The following is a 14,164-nucleotide window of genomic DNA, read 5'->3' as shown; positions in this document are numbered from 1 at the left end:
GTACTGGCTGGTCCTTTCCTTCCCTCTCGCCTACCGGGTTAGCTGACGGGTTCGGAGCAGGAAGGTCTCCTACGGACTCCTCCGAAGAGGGGTCCGATTCACCCCAAGGGACGGGTGGGTCCCCGGCTCCCCTGGCTCGCGCCGTACGGGGACTCGGCGATGACTGTCCGGTGCCACTGTTGTGGCGGACTTGTGACGAACAGCCGGACCGACGCTAAACGGGACAACTTTCAATCGGCAAACAGAACCGGATTTTTGTGCGGTACGCCACACGCGAATCGGGCAGCCGACGCAAGCGGGCGGGCAGCACCAGCCGCCCGCCGGACACGACCCCACGGAGTCACGCACTCCCGGCGCGCAGCCGACCAGGCAGGCGCACAAAGCGGCCCCCGTGGCAAGTAACCGCCACGGGAGCCGCTTTGTCGATAAGTCTCAATGAGTGACGAGCCGTCGGGTGACCGGACGTCACGCGGACGGTCAGCCGCTGACGACCGTCACCTCGCCGATGCCCAGCGCCTTGACGGGCTCGGCGATCTGCGCCGCGTCACCCACCAGGACCGTCACCAACCGGTCCACCGGGAAGGCGCTGACGACCGCCGCGGTCGCCTCGACCGTGCCGGTCTCCGCGAGCCGGACGTACAACTGCGCCTGGTAGTCGTCCGGGAGCTGCTGCTCCACCTGGTCGGCCAGTGTCCCGGCGACGGCGGCGGCGGTCTCGTACTTCAGCGGCGCGACGCCGACGAGGTTCTGCACCGCCACGTCACGCTCGGCGTCCGTCAGCCCCTCTGCCGCGAGGGTGCGCAGCACCGTCCACAGGTCCTGGAGGGCCGGCCCGGTGGACGCCGTGTCCACCGACCCGCTGATGGCGAGCAGCGCGGCGCCGGTCGCCCCCTCCGGGGAGGACGGCGCGGAGGAGCGCAGGACCTGCCCGAAGGAGCGCACCCCGTAGGTGTAGCCCTTCTCCTCGCGCAGCACCCGGTCCAGACGGGACGTGAGGGTGCCGCCGAGGCAGTATGTGCCGAGCACCTGGGCGGGCCACACCTGGTCGTGCCGATCGGCGCCGATCCGGCCGATGAGCAGCTGCGTCTGGACGGCGCCGGGACGGTCGACGATCACCACACGGCCGGTGTCGTCGGCGACGACCGGGGACGGCTTCGGCGGCTCGACGACGGAGCCCGTCCAGGCGCCCAGGGTGTCGGCCAGCGCCGCGTCCAGGTCGACGCCGGTGAAGTCACCGACGACGACGGCGGTGCCCGTGGCGGGCCGGATGTGCGTGTCGTAGAAGGCGCGGACGGCGGCCGCGTCGATCCGCACGACGGTCTCCTCGGTGCCCTGCCGGGGCCGGGACATCCGGGAGGTGACCGGGAAGAGCTCCTTGGACAGCGCCATCGCGGCGCGCCGGGCCGGGTTGGCCAGCTCGTGCGGGATCTCGTCGAGGCGGTTGCGGACCAGCCGCTCGACCTCGCTGTCCGGGAAGGCGGGGGCGCGCAGCGCGTCGGCCAGCAGGCCGAGGGCGCGCGGCAGCCGGGAGGCCGGGACCTCCAGGGAGACCCGTACGCCGGGGTGGTCGGCGTGCGCGTCCAGGGTGGCTCCGCAGCGCTCCAGCTCGGCGGCGAACTCCTCGGCGGTGTGCTTGTCGGTGCCCTCGGACAGGGCACGGGCCATGATCGTGGCGACGCCGTCGAGGCCCTCGGGCTCGGACTCCAGAGGGGCGACGAGGTTGATCTCCACGGCGACGACCTGCTGGCCGGGACGGTGGCTGGTCAGGAGGGTCAGCCCATTGGGCAGCTGGCTGCGCTCGGGCGCGGGGAAGGCCCACGGCTTGGGGGCGCCGCCACGCGGCTGCGGGTGGAACTCCATGGTGCTCACGGGGGCGTCTGCGGGGGTGGTGGCGTCGGTCACTTGGCCGCCTCCTCTTCCTCGGTGCCGGCGGCGTCGGTCTGCGCGGTGGGCTCGTAGACGAGCACGGCGCGGTTGTCGGGGCGCAGCCGGGCCTTGGCGGCCGCCTGCACCTCCAGCGGGCTGATCTCCAGGACGCGCTGGACGGCGGTCAGCGCGAGCTGCGGGTCGCCGAACAGGACGGCGAAGCGGCACAGTTCGTCGGCGCGGCCGCTGACCGTGGCGAGCCGGTCCAGCCATTCGCGCTCCAGTTGGGCCTGGGCCCGCTCCATCTCCTCCGGCGTCGGCCCCACTTCGGCGAAGCGGGCCAGCTCCTCGTCGACGGCGGCCTCGATGGCGGGCACCTCCGCGCCACCGGACGCCTTCACGTCCAGCCAGCCCAGCGAGGGCGCGCCCGCCAGCCGCAGCAGGCCGAAGCCCGCGGCGACGGCGCTGCGGTCGCGCCGCACCAGGCGGTTGTACAGGCGGGAGGACTCGCCGCCGCCCAGGATGGTGAGCGCGAGGTCGGCGGCGTCCGCCTCACGGGTGCCGTCGTGCGGGAGGCGGTACGCGGCCATCAGGGCACGGGAGGGGACATCCTCCGCCACGACGGTGCGGATCTGCTCGCCGATGGTCTCGGGCAGGCTGCCGTCGCGCGGCGGCTGCTTGCCGTCGTGCGATGGGATCGAGCCGAAGTACTTCTCCACCCAGGCCAGCGTCTGCTCGGGGTCGATGTCGCCCACGATGGACAGGACCGCGTTGTTGGGCGCGTAGTAGGTGCGGAAGAAGGCCCGCGCGTCCTCCAGGGAGGCGGCGTCGAGGTCGGCCATCGACCCGATGGGCGTGTGGTGGTACGGGTGGCCGTCCGGGTACGCCATGGCCGTCAGCTTCTCGAAGGCCGTGCCGTAGGGGACGTTGTCGTAACGCTGGCGGCGCTCGTTCTTGACGACGTCGCGCTGGTTCTCCAGGGATTCGTCGTCGAGTGCGACCAGCAACGAGCCCATCCGGTCCGCCTCCAGCCAGAGGGCGAGCTCCAGCTCGTGGGCGGGCATGGTCTCGAAGTAGTTGGTGCGCTCGAAGCTGGTGGTCCCGTTGAGCGAGCCGCCGGCGCCCTGGACGAGCTCGAAGTGGCCGTTGCCCTTCACCTGCCCGGACCCCTGGAACATCAGGTGCTCGAAGAGGTGGGCCAGGCCCGTGCGGCCCTTGACCTCGTGGCGCGAGCCGACGTCGTACCACAGGCAGACGGCCGCGACCGGCGTCAGGTGGTCTTCGGAGAGCACCACGCGCAGGCCGTTGGCCAGCCTGTGCTCGGTCGCTGTCAGGCCGCCGGAGCCGGCTTCTTCTGTGGCCGTGTGACCCATGGGCATGTACGTCCCTTCGATCCGCTTGTGAGGAAGTCCTGTCACTGTATGCAACCGCGTCGGCATCTGGCGAAGTTCCCGTGAGGAAGGCCCCGAACGTGCGCCGCGCCCCGTGGTGGGGCGGGAAGGGGGGAGTCGTGGTGAGCGTTGTCAGTGGGGCGGTCCACAATGGTCCGCGTCAGACTCATCAGACTCGCCGGTCGGTCCGCCGGCCGGCCGGTCAACGTCGGTCCCAGCGTTGGGCCGAAGCGTTGACCCAATAGCGTTGATCCCCCAGCGTTGATCACACATCGGCAGTAGACGCAGCAGAAGGAGCCGCAGCCGCGATGGCCCGCCGCAGCACGAAGACCCCGCCGCCGGACGACTTCGAGGAGAGGATCCTCGACATCGACGTCGTCGACGAGATGCAGGGTTCCTTCCTCGAGTACGCGTACTCGGTCATCTACTCCCGCGCCCTGCCGGACGCCCGCGACGGTCTCAAGCCCGTGCACCGCCGCATCCTCTACCAGATGAACGAGATGAGCCTGCGGCCCGACCGCGGGTACGTGAAGTGCGCCCGGGTCGTCGGTGAGGTGATGGGCAAGCTCCACCCGCACGGCGACGCGTCGATCTACGACGCCCTGGTCCGCATGGCACAGCCGTTCTCGATGCGGCTGCCGCTGGTGGACGGGCACGGCAACTTCGGCTCCCTGGGCAATGACGACCCGCCCGCCGCGATGCGGTACACCGAGTGCCGGATGGCGTCGGCGACGTCCCTGATGACGGAGTCCATCGAAGAGGACACCGTCGATTTCACGCCCAACTACGACGGCCAGGAGCAGGAGCCGGTCGCCCTCCCTGCCGCGTATCCGAACCTCCTCGTCAACGGGACGTCCGGAATCGCCGTCGGTATGGCGACGAACATGCCACCGCACAACCTCGGCGAGGTGATCGCCGCGGCCCGCCACCTGATCAAGCACCCGGACGCCGATCTCGACGCCCTGATGCGCTTCGTGCCGGGTCCGGACCTGCCGACGGGCGGCCGGGTCGTGGGCCTGAGCGGCGTGCGGGACGCGTACGAGAAGGGCCGCGGGACGTTCAAGATCCGCGCGACGGTCGCGGTGGAGGACGTCACGGCCCGCCGCAAGGGCCTGATCGTCACCGAACTCCCCTTCGCGGTCGGCCCGGAGAAGGTCATCTCCAAGATCAAGGATCTGGTGGGGTCCAAGAAGCTCCAGGGCATCGCGGACGTGAAGGACCTCACCGACCGCGAGCACGGCCTGCGGCTGGTGATCGAGGTCAAGAACGGCTTCCACCCCGAGGCCGTACTGGAGCAGCTCTACAAGCTCACGCCGATGGAAGAGTCCTTCGGCATCAACAACGTCGCCCTGGTGGACGGCCAGCCGCTGACGCTGGGCCTGAAGGAGCTGCTGGAGGTCTATGTCGACCACCGCTTCGACGTGGTGCGCCGGCGCAGCGAGTTCCGCCGTACCAAGCGACGCGACCGGCTCCACCTGGTCGAGGGCCTGCTGACCGCCCTGGTGGACATCGACGAGGTCATCCGCCTGATCCGCTCCAGCGACAACAGCGCCCAGGCCAAGGAACGCCTGATGGAGCGGTTCGGGCTGAGCGAGGTGCAGACCCAGTACATCCTCGACACCCCGCTGCGCCGGCTGACCAAGTTCGACCGGATCGAACTGGAGGCGGAGCGCGACCGGCTGGAGTCCGAGATCGCGGAACTGACCCGGATCCTGGAGTCGGACGCCGAACTGCGCAAGCTGGTCTCCGGCGAGCTGGCGGCGGTCGCCAAGAAGTACGGCACGCCACGCCGGACGGTCCTGCTGGAGTCCGCGGGCGCCTCGGTGGCCGCGGTCCCGCTGGAGGTCTCCGACGACCCGTGCCGGGTGCTGCTGTCCTCCACGGGCCTGCTGGCGCGTACGACCACGGCGGAGACGGCGTTCGACGCCGACGCCAAGCGCGTCAAGCACGATGTGATCGTCTCGACGGTGCCGGCGACCGCGCGCGGCGAGGTGGGCGCGGTGACGTCCCACGGGCGGCTGCTGCGACTGTCGGTGATCGACCTGCCCCAGCTTCCGGACACCACGACGCCCAGCCTCGCCGGTGGTGCGCAGATCTCGGAGTTCCTGAGCCTCCAGGACGACGAGCAGCTGGTGTGCCTGACGACGCTGGACGAGTCCTCACCGGGTCTCGCTTTCGGTACGGAACAGGGCGTCGTGAAGCGGGTGGTGCCCGACTATCCGTCCAACAAGGACGAGTTGGAGGTCATCACCCTCAAGGAGGGCGACCGCATCGTGGGCGCGGCGGAGCTGCGTACGGGCGAGGAGGATCTCGTCTTCGTCACCGACGAGGCGCAGCTGCTCCGCTATCCGGCGTCGCAGGTACGGCCGCAGGGCCGGCCGGCGGGCGGTATGGCAGGCATCAAGCTGGGCCAGGGCACGAAGGTGATCGCCTTCGCGGTGGTCGATCCGGCCGCGGACGCCATGGTGTTCACGGTCGCCGGGTCGCACGGCACCCTGGACGACTCGGTGGCGACGGCCAAGCTCACCCCGTTCGACCAGTACCCGCGCAAGGGCCGGGCCACCGGCGGGGTTCGCTGCCAGCGGTTCCTGAAGGGCGAGGATTGCCTGACGATGGCCTGGGTCGGCCCGGCGCCGGTACGGGCCGCTGACACCAAGGGCGCAGCGGTCCCGCTGCCGGAACCGGATCCCCGCCGAGACGGCTCAGGCATCACGCTGACCAAGCAGGTGGCGGCACTGGCCGGCCCCGTGTAACCACGACGGACCGCACGCACGACGCCGCCGGGGTGCTGAACGACCACCCCGGCGGCGTCAGTTGTACGCACGGGAATCAACCTGGAGGGACTGTCGCCGGCGGCCTACCTCACCAGCTCCCGGCCCGTAGGGCCGCTCCTCGCTGCGGGCCGCCCCGCCGCGAGCGACGCGGCCCGCCCGCGCCCAACCTCCCTCATTCCCCCTGCGAGGGCACGTACCGCAGCACACCCCACATGCTGTTCTCGTCGGCCTCCGCCGACGCTGCCTGCCGGCAGTTCTCCAGTTCCTTGCGCAGCGCCGGAGCATCGACGCCACTGCCGATCATCACCAGCTGGGTGCATCGCTCCTCCCCCTTCGCCCAAGGCTCGGGGTAGAAGCGCAGGAAGTTGCCGACCGCGTGCAGCACGAACTTCTGACGGTTCTCCGGGACGTCGAAGTGGACGAATCCCTTGATGCGGTAGAGGCCGCCGGGGCGACTGTCGAGGAACTCCATCAGGCGACGCGGATGCATCGGCTCGGCGGACGTGAACTCCACGCTCTCGTAAGCGGCGTGGAGGTGCCCGGTGTGATCGTGATCGCAGTCGGGACAGCCCTCGTGGTCGTGCTCACCGCCACCGTCCACTCCCTGCCCCGGGGACCCGTTGGCAGAAGCCTCACGCAGCAGGTCTTCGAACGACAGCTGGCGTACAGCCGCGTTGCGACCCTCCCCCGGACCGCGGTCGAAGAACATCTCCGGTTCGACCTGTCCGAAGGCCGTGCAGATCACCGGCCTGCCGGGAGCGAGATCCGCGAGTGTGCCGATGAGCTCCTGACGCGCCTCGTCCCCGATCCGGTCTGCCTTGTTGAGTACCACGAGGTCGGCGATCGCCACGTGCCGGTCAAGTTCGGGGTGCCGGGCGCGCGTGTCGCCGAACTCCGCGGCATCGACGACCTCGATCAGCCCGCCGTAAACGATCCGGTCGTTGTCGCTCGCGAGGATCATCCGGATGAGTTCCTGCGGCTCGGCCAGCCCGCTGGCCTCGATGACAATCACGTCGATACGAGCGGCAGGGCGGGCCAGCCGCTCCAGATAGGTATCCAGTTCGCTGGTGTCGACTGCACAGCACAGACACCCGTTGCCTAGCGAAACCATCGAGTCCACCTGCCCGGCGACCGTCATCGCGTCGATCTCGATGCTGCCGAAATCATTGACGATCGCACCGATCCGGGTGCCGTCGCCGGCGCGCAGCAGATGATTGAGGAGCGTGGTCTTGCCCGACCCCAGAAAGCCCGCGAGGACGACGACCGGGATCTGTTGCGTGGCCAAGGGAGCGCCTCCATGGTGCGGGGGGGGGCGGGCCGCACGGCCCGGCGGCGGACGAGCTGTCGATCGTAACGGACCGCCCGCGTCACAATCCGGCCTACTCCCGACCCACCCAGACCGCCCCAGACGAACGCGTCACGATCGTGGACAGCGGCCACGGCGTACCGGACGCACCCCACCCCCAGATCGCCCCGCGGATGCACTCGGAGCTCCGGCCCTACCGCAGGTCAAGGGCCATCCCGCCGACCACCTGGGGCATGCGCCCTCTACCTGACATCCTCAGGGCCTCCGCCGCCCCGCCGTAGGCGCGGCCGGCAACGGTCTCCTGTTCCCCGGCCTCACCGGACGGCGCCGCAGCCATCGGCCTCCGTGCCCGACTCCGCTGTACCGGAGACACGACACGCCACCGCCACTCGTCGTCGCATGCCTTGCCACTCTCCCGGCATTCCGGACATGACGCTCCGGGTTAGGCTCACCTTCGTGAGCACATGCACCACCTCTTCCCTCGAAGCGGCCGAATCCCTCGCCGGAACGGCAGCCACCGCCCAGACCTGGCTGTTGATCGAGCAGACCGGACCGTGGGGCGCCAAGGCACTGACGGACAGCCACCTCGACCCGCACATCGGCCGGGCCTTGGAGGCTGCGGCGGAAGGTACCGGTGTACGCGTTGCTCTCATCCGCCGCCCTGGACGCCATGCCGATCTTCACGGCGCTCCCCGGCGTCGGCTTTTCCTCGCGCACACCGCACCTGGCCGCTCCTGGATCCGCACCACCGTCGTCACCGACCCTCGAACCGCGCTCGGGCTGGATTTCGTCGCCGCGGGAGCCGGAGACCACGGCGGACTTTGGGAGCCGTACACCGGCGAACCTGTGGTGCTCGTGTGCACCAACGGCAAGCGGGATCGCTGCTGTGCGCTCCTCGGCCGCCCGCTGGCCGCGCAGCTGGCCGCCGAGGGCAACGCGACCTGGGAGGTGACGCACATCGGTGGTCATCGCTTCTCCCCCACTCTCTTCGTCCTCCCCTACGGCTACGCCTACGGACGTGCCTCGGCTCAGCTCGTCGAGGATGTCGTGAAAGCGGCGCGCAGTGGTCGCATCGCCCTCGACCAGTGCCGGGGCCGTTCGATGTGGAACCGGCCGGCCCAGGCCGCCGACCTCGCGGTCCGCGAGTTGCTCCGGGAGCGGCGCGCGGACGCACTCGACGTCGTACGGACCGACTCGGTGCGGCCCGAACCGGGGGACACCCACGGACGGACGTCCAGAGGCGGGCCGACTGCGGACGCCGTTCGGAGTTGGGCGATTACCGTTGCTCACGCCGACGGGCGTGCCTGGCGCGTGGTGATCGATCAGCGGGCCGATGGTGCTCCGGCGCCCGCCAGCTGTGGTGCGCCGCTCGGTCCACCGACGCGCATGGCGGTCGCCTCCACCACTGCGCTCGCGGACAGCGCTGCCACCGGGCAGCCCCTCGCGCCTACTATTCCGCCGCTCTGACGCCGGGGGCGGATCTGGCTCCACTGCTTCCCCGCCCCGCCTGAATTGCCGCATTCCACCGGGCCGTCCGCCGCCTGCCCCCATGGCGCAAGCCAACGCAACTCCCAACGCCAGTCCCAGCGTCGCGACAAACCCCAACCCCAACATCGGCCCCATGCATCGCAGTACGGTGGCCCGCCTCCCCGTGCCTCGCACCGCCACGCTCGATGTCTTCGCACCAACCCCCACGCCACACATGCCCGTTCCCCCTCCACGCGCGGCCCTTGCGCGCGCCCTGCCGACACTCTCGCCCGTCTCAGCGCGGCACTCCTCAACGCCACCAACGGGCAAGAGACCGACCCCGACTCGCAGACCTGACCCTGCGAGACTACGCACGCCCAATCCGCAACCGCAGAGCCTGTGGATAACTCCACCGCCGACCCCGGCACGGGTTCACCATCGCTTCAAAGAGTCCCGACCCGTCGAGCCCTCAAGGGAGGACGCCGCTCCGCGTCCATGCCCTCGGAGCGCCTCCAACACGACGCTCAAGTCAGAACCACCGAACTGCCAACACCAACGACACCTGCTAACCGGGGGCAAGCACCTCGCCCCGTCGGATTACGGTGCAGACGTGCCTGGAGGGTCCGCGAGGCCGTGCCGGTAGGCGTAGTGGATCGCCTGGGCCCGGTCGCGCAGTCCCGCCTTGGCGAAGAGATTGTTGATGTGGGTCTTCACCGTCGCTGTGGAGACGTGCAGCGTACGGGCGATCTCCGGATTGGTCTGCCCTTCCGCAACGAGACGTAGGACCTCAACCTCCCTCGCCGTGAGCCCGTCCGGCGGCTCGTCGGGGGGTTGGGGACGGCTTCGTGCGGGCTCAGCGATGCGCTCCAGCAGACGCCGCTGGATCTTCGGTGACAGTCCGGCCTCACCCGAGAGCACGTCGTCAATGGCGCGGACGATCTCGTCCCCGTCCGCGTCCTTGGTGAGGTACCCGCGAGCGCCGGCCTGCAGGGCAGGAAAGAGCGAGTCGTCATCGGCGTAGGTGGTGAGCACCACGACCTGGGTGCCGGGGTGGTCCGCACGGATACGACGGGTGGCCTCAACACCATCGCAGCGCGGCATCCGAAGGTCCATCAGGACGACGTCAGGGGCGAGTTCGGCAACCATCCGGACGGCCTCGTCCCCATCAGCCGCCGAACCGACAACCTCGATGCCCGGTAGCAGCCCCAGCAGCATCACGATTCCTTCGCGCACCACCGTCTGGTCATCGGCCACGACCACGCGCGCCGTCGTACGCGCCGTCACGCGGGCACCCGCAACCGCACCACGAAACCCTCCTCATCGGGGCCGGACTCCAGCGTTCCACCGAGGAGTTCGGCGCGCTCCCGCATCCCGAGAAGACCGTACCCGGAACCGCTCTGTGCGAGCTCACCCGGCTTACCGCGCCCACCGGAGTCACGCACCACCAGCCCCACGTTGTCGTCGGCGTACTCCAGTCGTACACGTACCTGGGCACCCGGTGCGTGCTTGCGCGCGTTCGTCAGCGCCTCCTGTGCGACCCTTCGGACCGTAAGCCCCGCCTCCGCGGACAGCGCGCGCTGCTCACCCACGACTTCCAGCTGCACGCCCTCAGCAGCCGTCAGGCGGCGCAGGAAGTCCTCGATCGGGGCCATCTCGCCACGCAACGCGGAAAGGGCCTCACGCGTGCCGTCAAGCCCTTCTCGCGCCATTCCACGGCAGGCCACCACCCGCTCCAGCAGTTGTTCACGGTCCGCCTCCAGATCGGTGCTGCGCTGGATCAGCTGCCGAGCCGCCTCCAAATGCACCAACTGGGCACTCAGGCTGTGCGCGAGGATGTCGTGGATCTCGCGCGCGATGCGGCCTCGTTCGGCGAACGCCGCAGTTTCGGCTTCGGCCTTGCGGGCCGCGCGCTCCTGGGCCAGTAGCCGCTGGGCGTTGCCGCGTGCCTCCGCGTCCAGGCGTACGACATAGCCGGCCAGGGCCAGGCCCGCGGCAGTCACGGCGGTGGTCAGCCAGTTGTCGTTGTTCACCGCGGCGAACGCACCCAGTGCAATGGCAGAGCATGGCGCCGCGGCTCTAAGGGGCAGTCGTTCCATCGCCGTCATGGCGCATGCGCACCACAGGACGGTCGCCGGCAAGCGGGCGCCGACCAGAAAGAAGCCGAAGGCGGCAGCCTCCAGTACGACGAACAGCCCGATGGAAGGCCAGATCCGTCGCTCCAGTGTCATGTGGAAAAAGCCCCGGAACGCCAGCACAGTGATGGCCATTCCGGCGGCCGCTACGGCCAGTCCCCAACCGCTGAAGGTCCCTGCCCCGAAGGTGGCCCATAGCAGGCCGGCGACCACCATGATGCGGATACCGCGGCCGATCCACAGACGAGTTTCGCTCAGGCCCTCATTCGCGAGTGACTCCCGCAGCGGCCATCTCGTCCAGGCATTCGGCGGCACGTCGGGTCCTTTCGGTGCGTGGCGCAGGTCTCAGCCCGCAACACGGACACGGTACGTCTGCTGCAGCCCCTGGGCCCGCCACGTGGTCACACCTGCGCGGGTGAGCAGCATCGCCGCTACGGACAGCAGGGTCGCCTGGCTGCCCTGGTGGACGCCCAGGACAGCGGCTATGCCCATGAGGCCCAGGCGCAGGGCCATACCGCAGAGCCACACTCCTGCTGCCGCCCAGGTTCCCTTGGTCCAGACCGCGCCGTTCTCGTCTGTCCAAATACGTGTCGTCCACGCCCATGCCGCACCGCTGGCCAGTCCGATGAGGAGCGTCACGACCAGCAGGGCCACGGAGGCGGCGTAATGGACGGGGTCCAGGAGGCCGGGCTGCCGCAGCGCCATGAAGACCAGGACGACCGGCATCAGCCACCACTTCCTGCCTGCTGATGTGATGCGCTGCGCCGTGAACTGCCGCGCGAAGACGATCGCGACTACCGCGATGAGCACAGCGATGTTGAGCAAGCCGCTCATGGCCTGAGCCTCCGTTGGACGGGGATTTTCGACACTCCCGACGCTACGGAGAGGGACCCGTCGCCCGGATCGGAGCCAGGGTGGGACGCGGGTGGAAAAGACGACGGGCGTCTCTCCACCCACAGGTGGAGGGACGCCCGTACCGAGCTGCGAACGACTCAGGTGTCGATGCGTGAACGATCCAGAGTGGCGGCGGAGTTGGTGATGAACTCCTTACGGGGAGCGACTTCGTTACCCATCAAGAGGTCGAAGGCCTTCTCGGCAGCTTCGAGGTCGCTGATGTTGATCCGACGCAGGGTGCGGTGGCGCGGGTCCATGGTCGTTTCGGCGAGCTGGTCGGCGTCCATCTCACCGAGGCCCTTGTAGCGCTGGATGCTGTCCTTGTAGCGGACGTTCTTGCGCTGGAGCTCCAGGAGGGTCTGCCGCAGCTCGTTGTCCGAGTACGTGTAGATGTACTTTTCCTGGCCCTTTTTGGGGTTGGTCAGCTCGACGCGGTGCAGCGGCGGGACGGCGGAGAAGACCCGGCCCTGTTCGACCATCGGCCGCATGTAGCGCTGGAACAGCGTCAGCAGCAGACAGCGGATGTGAGCGCCGTCGACGTCCGCGTCGGCGAGGAAGATGACCTTGCCGTAACGGGCGGCGTCGATGTCGAAGGTGCGGCCGGATCCGGCCCCTATGACCTGGATGATGGCGCCGCACTCGGCATTCTTCAGCATGTCCGAGACCGACGACTTCTGGACATTGAGGATCTTGCCGCGGATCGGCAGCAGCGCCTGGAACTCCGAATTCCGCGCCAGCTTGGCGGTACCCAGCGCCGAGTCCCCCTCGACGATGAACAGCTCGCTGCGGTCGACGTCATCGCTGCGGCAGTCGGCCAGCTTGGCCGGCAGCGACGAGGACTCCAGCGCCGTCTTCCGACGCTGGGCCTCCTTGTGCTGGCGGGCGGCGATGCGCGTACGGGCCGCCGCGACGACCTTCTCCAGAACAGAACGCGCCTGCTGCTTGGCATCCCTCTTGGTGGAGGTCAGGAACGCCTTGAGTTCCTTGCTGACCACCTGGGCGACGATCCGGGACGCTGCGGAGGTGCCGAGCACCTCCTTGGTCTGGCCCTCGAACTGCGGCTCCGCGAGCCGGACCGTGACGACGGCGGTAAGGCCCTCTATCGCGTCGTCCTTGACGACGTCGTCCTCGGCGACGCGCAGCAGCTTGCTGGAGCGCAGTGCCTCATTGACGGTCTTGGCCACCGAGCGCTCGAAACCGGCGAGGTGGGTGCCGCCCTTGGGGGTGGCGATGATGTTGACGAACGACTTGATCGTCGCGTCATAGCCGGTGCCCCACCGAAGGGCGATGTCGACGCCCAGTTCACGCGTGACTTCGGTGGGTGTCATGTGGCCGCGCTCGTCGAGGACCGGCACGGTCTCCTTGAAAGTGCCCTGGCCGGTCAGCCGCAGGACGTCGCAGACCGCCTTGTCCTGGGCGAGGTACTCGCAGAACTCGCTGATGCCGCCGTCGTAGCGGAACGTCTCTTCCGTCTTCCCGGCGCCGTCGATGCCACGCTCGTCCCGGACGATGATGGTCAGGCCCGGCACCAGGAAGGCGGTCTGGCGGGCGCGGGCGTGCAGCGTCTCCAGGGTGAGCTTGGCGTCCTTGAGGAAGATCTGCCGGTCGGCCCAGTAGCGAACCCGGGTGCCGGTCTTGGTCTTGGGGATGCGCTTGCCCTTGTGCAGCCCGTTCGCAGGCTCGAAGGGGGCGTCCGGGCCGGCTTTGGCGAAGGCACCGGGAACGCCGCGGCGGAAGCTGATCGCGTGCGTCTTGCTGTTGCGGTCGACCTCGACGTCCAACCGCGCGGAGAGCGCGTTGACGACCGAGGCTCCGACGCCGTGCAGACCACCGGAGGCGGCGTACGAGCCACCGCCGAACTTTCCGCCGGCGTGCAGTTTGGTCATCACGACCTCGACGCCGCTTAGCCCGGTCTTGGGCTCGACGTCGACGGGGATGCCGCGGCCGTTGTCCTGGACCTCCACGGACCCGTCGTCGTGGAGGATCACCTCGATGTGGTCGCAGTAGCCGCCGAGCGCCTCGTCGACGGAATTGTCGATGATTTCCCACAGGCAGTGCATCAGGCCGCGACTGTCCGTCGAGCCGATGTACATGCCAGGACGCTTCCGGACGGCTTCCAGGCCCTCGAGGACGAGCAGGTGCCGCGCGGTGTAGTTGGAACCGTCCCGGTCTGCCCCGGTCAGCACTGCGGTGGACGGCACGGACATCTCGGCGGTCACGCGGTTCGCTCCTCGCTGAATTTCTGACAGTCCGCATTCCGCGGACTCGGTTGTGGCGGTGTCGCCGGTGAGAGGGTACCGAGGCCTAGTAGAGCCGATGTGACGCCACCCGTGA

The 14,164-nt window shown here is 69.3% G+C and carries 9 protein-coding genes and 1 riboswitch; of the genes, 2 read left to right on the top strand and 7 right to left on the bottom strand.

Annotation, left to right across the window (positions count from 1 at the left end; translation table 11 throughout):
* Positions 1–12: 12 nt before the first annotated feature.
* A riboswitch (cyclic di-AMP (ydaO/yuaA leader) is annotated at positions 13–169 on the bottom strand.
* Positions 170–477: 308 nt separating this feature from the next.
* Both ACFVT2_RS26435 and ACFVT2_RS26430 read right to left on the bottom strand, forming a co-directional pair.
* Positions 478–1,860, bottom strand: coding sequence for a M16 family metallopeptidase (locus ACFVT2_RS26435; RefSeq protein ID WP_390021924.1), 1,383 nt, complete (start codon positions 1,858–1,860; stop codon positions 478–480).
* Positions 1,861–1,898: 38 nt separating this feature from the next.
* The gene (locus ACFVT2_RS26430) at positions 1,899–3,239 is read right to left on the bottom strand and encodes a M16 family metallopeptidase (RefSeq protein WP_390021923.1); all 1,341 of its coding nucleotides are present in this window, start codon (positions 3,237–3,239) and stop codon (positions 1,899–1,901) included.
* Positions 3,240–3,565: 326 nt separating this feature from the next.
* On the opposite strand from ACFVT2_RS26430, the gene ACFVT2_RS26425 reads away from it, so the two are divergent.
* A complete protein-coding gene (locus tag ACFVT2_RS26425; protein ID WP_390021876.1) occupies positions 3,566–6,010 on the top strand; it encodes a DNA topoisomerase (ATP-hydrolyzing) subunit A in 2,445 nt (814 codons plus the stop codon).
* A gap of 193 nt (positions 6,011–6,203) precedes the next feature.
* Here the strand turns inward: ACFVT2_RS26425 and ACFVT2_RS26420 are convergent, their stop codons facing one another.
* A complete protein-coding gene (locus tag ACFVT2_RS26420) occupies positions 6,204–7,316 on the bottom strand; it encodes a CobW family GTP-binding protein (protein ID WP_390021875.1) in 1,113 nt (370 codons plus the stop codon).
* A 477-nt stretch (positions 7,317–7,793) separates the two neighbouring features.
* Between ACFVT2_RS26420 and ACFVT2_RS26415 the strand changes: the two genes are divergently transcribed.
* The gene (locus ACFVT2_RS26415; RefSeq protein WP_390021874.1) at positions 7,794–8,804 is read left to right on the top strand and encodes a sucrase ferredoxin; all 1,011 of its coding nucleotides are present in this window, start codon (positions 7,794–7,796) and stop codon (positions 8,802–8,804) included.
* Positions 8,805–9,401: 597 nt separating this feature from the next.
* Here the strand turns inward: ACFVT2_RS26415 and ACFVT2_RS26410 are convergent.
* The 4 genes from ACFVT2_RS26410 to ACFVT2_RS26395 all read right to left on the bottom strand — a co-directional run bounded on the left by ACFVT2_RS26410 (position 9,402) and on the right by ACFVT2_RS26395 (position 14,049).
* Complete coding sequence (locus ACFVT2_RS26410) at positions 9,402–10,088, bottom strand: response regulator (protein WP_390021872.1); 687 nt, start codon at positions 10,086–10,088, stop codon at positions 9,402–9,404.
* Positions 10,085–11,251 (bottom strand): sensor histidine kinase, encoded by a 1,167-nt coding sequence (locus tag ACFVT2_RS26405; RefSeq protein WP_390021871.1) that lies wholly within the window; start codon positions 11,249–11,251, stop codon positions 10,085–10,087. The genes ACFVT2_RS26410 and ACFVT2_RS26405 overlap by 4 nt, the downstream gene beginning before the upstream one ends.
* Positions 11,252–11,281: 30 nt before the next feature.
* Complete coding sequence (locus ACFVT2_RS26400) at positions 11,282–11,770, bottom strand: DUF1453 domain-containing protein (protein ID WP_390021869.1); 489 nt, start codon at positions 11,768–11,770, stop codon at positions 11,282–11,284.
* 158 nt (positions 11,771–11,928) lie between these two features.
* The gene (locus ACFVT2_RS26395; protein WP_390021867.1) at positions 11,929–14,049 is read right to left on the bottom strand and encodes a type IIA DNA topoisomerase subunit B; all 2,121 of its coding nucleotides are present in this window, start codon (positions 14,047–14,049) and stop codon (positions 11,929–11,931) included.
* Between the last annotated feature and the right edge of the window lie 115 nt (positions 14,050–14,164).

Origin of the sequence: Streptomyces sp. NPDC058000 (assembly GCF_042886435.1) — a bacterium.
In the GTDB taxonomy this organism is placed as follows: Bacteria; Actinomycetota; Actinomycetes; order Streptomycetales; family Streptomycetaceae; genus Streptomyces.
Note: the sequence above shows the minus strand (reverse complement) of the source record. Positions and strands in the feature narration are given on the sequence as shown.

What these genes read in the sequence shown, in the direction of transcription:
- ACFVT2_RS26435 (WP_390021924.1), bottom strand. Translation starts at nt 1,860, where the DNA reads ATGGAGTTCCACCCGCAGCCGCGTGGCGGCGCCCCCAAGCCGTGGGCC.
- ACFVT2_RS26400 (WP_390021869.1), bottom strand. Translation starts at nt 11,770, where the DNA reads ATGAGCGGCTTGCTCAACATCGCTGTGCTCATCGCGGTAGTCGCGATC.
- ACFVT2_RS26430 (WP_390021923.1), bottom strand. Translation starts at nt 3,239, where the DNA reads ATGGGTCACACGGCCACAGAAGAAGCCGGCTCCGGCGGCCTGACAGCG.
- ACFVT2_RS26425 (WP_390021876.1), top strand. Translation starts at nt 3,566, where the DNA reads ATGGCCCGCCGCAGCACGAAGACCCCGCCGCCGGACGACTTCGAGGAG.